General features: G+C 42.0%; 5 protein-coding genes. 1 reads left to right on the top strand and 4 read right to left on the bottom strand.

The annotated features are described in order from the left end of the window. The 3 genes from ACR2F7_RS14710 to ACR2F7_RS14720 all read right to left on the bottom strand — a co-directional run. A partial coding sequence (locus tag ACR2F7_RS14710; RefSeq protein ID WP_432714303.1) for a hypothetical protein occupies nucleotides 1-653 on the bottom strand: 653 nt, incomplete at its 3' end. A 108-nt stretch (nucleotides 654-761) separates the two neighbouring features. Continuing rightward, nucleotides 762-965: a KTSC domain-containing protein gene (locus ACR2F7_RS14715; RefSeq protein ID WP_432714304.1), complete on the bottom strand. Its 204-nt coding sequence runs from the start codon at nucleotides 963-965 to the stop codon at nucleotides 762-764. A 46-nt stretch (nucleotides 966-1011) separates the two neighbouring features. Further along, nucleotides 1012-1590 (bottom strand): thymidine kinase, encoded by a 579-nt coding sequence (locus ACR2F7_RS14720; RefSeq protein WP_432714305.1) that lies wholly within the window; start codon nucleotides 1588-1590, stop codon nucleotides 1012-1014. A 101-nt stretch (nucleotides 1591-1691) separates the two neighbouring features. On the opposite strand from ACR2F7_RS14720, the gene ACR2F7_RS14725 reads away from it, so the two are divergent. Continuing rightward, the gene (locus ACR2F7_RS14725; RefSeq protein ID WP_432714306.1) at nucleotides 1692-2696 is read left to right on the top strand and encodes a hypothetical protein; all 1005 of its coding nucleotides are present in this window, start codon (nucleotides 1692-1694) and stop codon (nucleotides 2694-2696) included. Here the strand turns inward: ACR2F7_RS14725 and rodA are convergent. Beyond that, nucleotides 2689-3818, bottom strand: a 1130-nt coding sequence (rodA, locus tag ACR2F7_RS14730) for a rod shape-determining protein RodA (protein WP_432714307.1), incomplete at its 5' end; no start/stop codon positions are given. The two genes, ACR2F7_RS14725 and rodA, sit on opposite strands and share 8 nt — an antisense overlap.

Here is a 3818-nt window from a genome sequence, read left to right on the forward strand (position 1 = left end):
CCGGCATGCAGGGCCAGCATTTGTCCGCTTTGCAATTCTGCAGTCTGCAAACTGGTGCGGAAGCTGATATGGCCTTCCATTACCTGCACACTCATTACGCCTGTCGCGGTGTGCGCTTTCATTTCAGCACCTTCATGCAAAGCAACCAATACAATCCTGAGGCTATCGGTTTTAAATATGGTAATGGCATTGCGGTCGCCGGTGTGCCATGCTTGTTCTGCCTTAATTTGTTTTATAAAAGAGTTAAGGTTCATGGTCACTATGGGGGCATCCAAAGGGCGTTCGCCTTCAGGCCTTAATGGCGTAGCTTCATTGAACTTTACCCGGGTTGGTGAGGCCGGGGTTTCCCGTGATTTCTCCTCCAGCACCTTCACCACCTCATCAGTGGCAGCGTCGCTGTATATGCCATAACCATTAACCAGCGTCCCTTTGATATTATGTTTAGCGGAAGAGATGGCGTAGACTACAGCTTCATCCCCCGGATCTGACATGCCTTCAAAGCGGTAATGTTTGTCGACAACAAAATCTTCAGGATGGATTTTTAATGATTTCCCTGCGGGGATGAGCCCATTTTCTGCCAGGTTAAAATCTTCTGTATACCCTATTTCTTTGAGGTGAGTGAGTACTTGTGAAACTGTGGTCATGGTATCCATAAAAAAAGAGTTGAGTTAATTAATTCATACATTCTTAGGATAGACAATGCTTCAATAGTCGTTCCACAAAATAAAGGGGGGAAGGCTTTCTGAGTAAGCACAGCACAATTAAGCAGGGTTTACCTGCTTAAAATTAAAATGCCCCTTAATTCTTTCATTGAGGAATTTACCTTTAGAGTGCGCTGCACGCATTTCATCATAGAGTTCTTGTGGAACATTTTTATAGTCGTATATTTTTCCGGAAACATAAAAGATCCTTAAGGTTTGTCGCTCCGGAAAATACTTCATTGAGGCAACCACAGTTGAAGGCATAAATGAACGTTAGTCAAAATCATGCCAGTCTGTAAGGCATCATTTACTACGCTTCTGTCATGTGGTAACAGAATCTGCAGCGGGGCTCGTAACTTTCTTTTTCACCCAATAAAACTGTGGCCTCGCTGGATACTTTACGGAAAGAATACATCGCCGGACTGCCACAGCATACACAAACGGCATTTACTTTAGTAACCAGTTCTGCAATACACATTAAAGCAGGCATGGGCCCAAAAGGCTTGCCTGTAAAATCCATATCAAGGCCTGCCACAATTACACGGATGCCTTTTTCGGCCAGCTTATTACATACCGCAGGGAGTTCTGCGTCAAAGAACTGCGCTTCATCAATACCCACTACCTGCGTATCGGCATTTAAAAACAAGATTTCTGAAGAGTGGTCAACAGGGGTAGACTGCACAGAATTGGCATCGTGCGACACCACATCACTCACATCATACCTGATGTCGGTTCTGGGTTTAAAGATTTCAACTTTCAACTTTGCTATTTGCGCTCTTTTCAATCTTCTGATCAATTCTTCGGTTTTTCCCGAGAACATTGACCCACAAATAACTTCTATACTACCCCGGTAAATTCCTCTTTTGTAATTTTGTTCGCTGAATAACATCCTGTTTGTTGAAACTTTAGAGTCGGCAAATATCAGAATTTTGTAGTACTTTTGATAGTCAAGTTACCAACATAAAACAGCCATTTTACCGTTACTAGACCATGATGAACCAAGGGGACCTTTTTAAGAAAATAGGAAATATATTAACAGAGCTACAAGATCAATACCAGGAATTGGTAGATAATCCGCAGTCTGTCAATGAGTTAGAATTATCTTTATTTCTTTCTAATGCCAATTTTTTAAGAGATCATATCCAGATCGTCATCAAAGCTCAAGGTCAGCAGGCGTTCAAATCTCTACCTGCAGCAGCAGCAAATACTTCAGCGGCAGAAAAAAAGGAAAATAATTTATCAGTTGATCAAACGCCAGATCCTTTCCAGTTCTTGCTGGATAACGATCATCATGGTGATCAATTTGAGTTTGAAGAGCAACATGTAGGCGAACTTTTTAATCGCCCGCTGACTCCTGAAGAGCAGGAAATTATTGCGAAGAAACAAGCTTTAAAAGCGCATGTGGAGCCACAAGAAAATTCACATGTTGAAGAAGAAGTAGGACCTGAGCCTTTTTTAGTTTCCCAGATATTGGAGGAGGTTGAAGAAGAACCTTTAATGGTAGAAGTGATCAAAGAAGAAGTGGTGTTGCCTCTAGTTACTGAAGTTAAAACAGAAATGAAAGAGGAATTTAAAGCGCCTGATAAAGCAGCTGAACCAGCGCCTGTAAAAGCAGAATTGAGGGAAGAAGTAAAAGCAGCTGAACCTGCGCCTGTAAAAGACCCTGTTGTTGAAGAGCAGCCTAAACTGACCTTAAATGAGTTGCTTGCCAATAAACGTCATGCAAGCAGCAATGCCGAACCTTCCAGAACAGACATTAAAGATTTGAAACAAGCCATCAGCCTAAACGACAAGCTGATCTTTATTAAAGATTTGTTTCATGGCTACTCGCTGGCTTATGCAGAAGTGATAGAGCTGCTTAATAAAATGCCTGATTTTAAAACGGCAGATCAGTTTCTACAACATAATTATGCCATCAAAAATGACTGGCAGTCAAAGCAAGAAACTGTAGATCGTTTTTACGAGCTTTTAAGCAGGCGTTTCCCTGTTAAATAAAGCCCATCCGGTTAGAGTCCAATTTAAGAAAGATAAACAAGAGTACTGTAAAGCTCCACAATGACGAACCCCCGTAACTGATAAAAGGGAGGGGGATACCAATAACGGGTACAATGCCGATGGTCATCCCGATGTTGATAAATACGTGGAAAAAGATAATACTGGCTACACAATAGCCATATACCCTGGAGAAGGTAGATCTTTGTCGCTCGGCAAGGTTGATCACCCTCAGCAGCAAAAATAAATACAGCCCAATTAATACCATACAGCCGGCAAATCCCCACTCTTCACCGATGGTGGAGAAGATAAAGTCGGTACTTTGCTCAGGCACATAGCCATATTTCGTCTGTGTACCCATTAAAAATCCCCTGCCATGTAGTTGTCCGGAGCCAATGGCAATCTTAGATTGTATAACGTTATAACCCGCACCTTTAGGATCAGTCTTTAAGCCGAGCATAATTTCAATTCTGCTCCTTTGGTGAGGCTCTAATACTTTGGTATAAGTAAGCTTCACCAAAAATAGATAGGCAATGGCAATGATGGTAGCCAACCCTATGGAGAGCATCATTTTCTGTTTTCTTTTGTTGAGGTAGATCGCGTAGGCTCCTACAATTAAAATGCTGGGAATAACCACATATAGGGGTAACAGGAATACCGCTACAAACAGCACAATCATGCCTAGAAAGATGAGCAGGAAATAACCCGATAAACCTTCCCTATAAAGAGGAAACATGAAGGCCAGGAACACTAATGCAGATCCTGTATCTGGCTGCATCATAATGAAAAACAAGGGAAGAGCTACAATGAGCGCTGCAAATAAAATAGACTTAAAGTCTTTAAATTTAGGACTAAAAGTACCTACGTAACGGGCAAGGAGCAGTGCTGTACCAAATTTAGCGAATTCTGAGGGCTGGAGCCTGAAACTTCCAATAGGAATCCATGCTTGGTGATCGGCAATTTTTCTACCGACCACCAGTACGGCAATGAGCAGTAACATGGTGATGCCATAGACAATGGGAGAGAAGACGCTGAAGAATTTGGCATCAAGCAAGAGGATAGAAAAGCCTAATATCAACCCTGTAACGATAAAGATAAACTGCTTACCGTAATTACTGCCGAAAT

This window comes from Pedobacter sp. (assembly GCF_045628745.1).
GTDB lineage: Bacteria > Bacteroidota > Bacteroidia > Sphingobacteriales > Sphingobacteriaceae > Pedobacter.